1 protein-coding gene is annotated in these 2161 nt (G+C 45.5%); it reads right to left on the reverse strand.

The features are described from left to right. Positions 1 to 143: 143 nt before the first annotated feature. Complete coding sequence (locus B7Y67_RS15945) at positions 144 to 1865, reverse strand: phospholipid carrier-dependent glycosyltransferase (RefSeq protein ID WP_293599472.1); 1722 nt, start codon at positions 1863 to 1865, stop codon at positions 144 to 146. Between the last annotated feature and the right edge of the window lie 296 nt (positions 1866 to 2161).

Here is a 2161-nt window from a genome sequence, read left to right on the forward strand (position 1 = left end):
GATTGCCTGAGGAACATCGTCTGCTTGCTGCGCAGCGTTAACTGGGTACTCAACTGCAAATGGAGCCCATATTGGACGACTATCAATATGCAGATAGCCCAGCACTGAGGCAAGCAATAAAAAACAAAAAGCAATCACACGACTCATCGACAAGCGTCCTTACCCACCAATGGCAAGGTCATCGTTGTAGGTGTAGAAATTAAATATTCATTCACAAATAGATGTTCCCCAATATGACCTCTTAGTATCGCTTGAATCTCAGCATCAGAATGACGAGCCCGCATCTCCATACGCTTGCCTACGATCTCGCAAGATGCGCATAGCGCTGGCTCTACGCCAATAGCAGACTGGACGGCAACTAATGGATAAGTAGAAGTTAGCAAATCAATCTGGGTAGCATCCTTTGCCAAATAGCCATGCAATGTTGCACCAGGCAATAAGAGTCGATACTCCTCATCTTTAGCGCGATAGTCACAAGGCACCCAAAGATCTTTTCCAGCAACATCTTCAATCGTGGATTGAGAATATCGACCTAAAGTACCCTCTAGAGGTGACAGACTGGTAGTGAGTGCGCAGTAGCAAAGAAAGCATCCCGCCAAAGCAATAACCTTACTGCGATCCCGATTAAATATACCTAGCAAGACTAAGGCAATCGAAGTCCCCATAAATCCCCAATGCCATAGGGAGTAATTCCAGATGCCAGGCTGCCCCAAGAAATTCGATAGCTGCAAGTTTCCGCCAACCCAAGAGAGCGCAGAAAGCAAGATCAACTGTAAAAGCAATGCAATCCGAAATCCCCACAAAGGCAATCTCTCCCAGTAGATTGCGATTAGGACAGCAAATGCGGGCATCACTGGCAGCAGATATCGACCAGAGCGCTGACTTGGCAAACTGAACACAATAAAAAATGCCAACACCAAGAGTAGTAATAAGCTTTCTTCAAGTGATAAAAATCGACGTTCCCGCCAACATTGGAGCAAAGCAGAAATCAACACGAAGGTGAAAAGACCGGCATTTGCTAGAGTCGTTAAGGCCAGCATCCAAATACTATCCCCTCCACGCACTAAATCAAGCAGGTAATGTGAGCTCCGCGCCTCGAACTTGCCAGCGTTCTCGCCCAGAACAAACTCTTTCCAAACTGCCTCTGGAAAAGGGTCCAGCACAAACCAGAGCGCGAATACACCCAGAGCAAGAAGAGTAATCAAAATGACTTTATATAAGTCTTTTAATAAGACTTTTGGAATACTCCACTCGCGCCAGCGCCAGTAAAAAAGACCTAAGGCAAACGCAGCTGGAACAATGTAAGCAAAGGACTTTGACAATAAGGCCATACCAAATGAGGCACCCGCCAACAGCGGAAATAAGATCTTAGATTCAAAAGCAGCTCTACCCCAATAGAGCAGCGCAAAGAATGGCAAGCTCAACCAAAATACTTCCGGGGGATCAGTGAGAAATGGGCGACCATAGCGATAGCTTGCAAAAAAAGAAAGCCACACTAATGCTGCCAGCAAGCCGGTCTGCTTTTTTCCACTAAAGCGAGCGACTGCCAAAAATAAGAAAAATGCTGTTAAGCCGGTATATAGAACGCTGGGCCAACGCAGCGCAAAAAGACTCCAATCGCTACCCCAAGCAGTACTGGCGATACCCTCCCAAAATACCAGGGGTGGCTTAGTATTTTTAATGCCATCCATCTCAGATTGAAGGGGCAACCAAGCGCCAGCATCCGCAGTCATCCGTACGATGTGCATATAGGGGTATTCATCCCCATTCTTTGGGGCAAAGCGACTATCTAAAGCATATAAATACGTAAAGATACCCAATAAGAGAATCGCTATCGCGCTACGGTAGGAAAAAGAGCCTCGCATAACGATAGTTTATAGGTCCTTAGTAATCACCCTTAAAACAGGCGTTCAAGCCTCACTGATTGATATAAGCAAATCACCAAACAATCTAAGTACAAACACTTATCCTTCTTTTATCTGATTAATATACAGTCTATAACGATGTAGAACCCTAAAACAGTTGCATGCTTGATGGAGAAGATTCCTATGCGAATGAACTACTTAAAACCGATTCTTATGGCGAGCGCCTTTATTGGCATCAGCCAGTTGAGCGCCGTTTCTTTTGCGCAAAACGCAGATGCCACCAAACTCTATAACCG

It is taken from the genome of Polynucleobacter sp. 35-46-11, from assembly GCF_002281105.1.

What these genes read in the sequence shown, in the direction of transcription:
- B7Y67_RS15945 (WP_293599472.1), bottom strand. Translation starts at nt 1,865, where the DNA reads ATGCGAGGCTCTTTTTCCTACCGTAGCGCGATAGCGATTCTCTTATTG.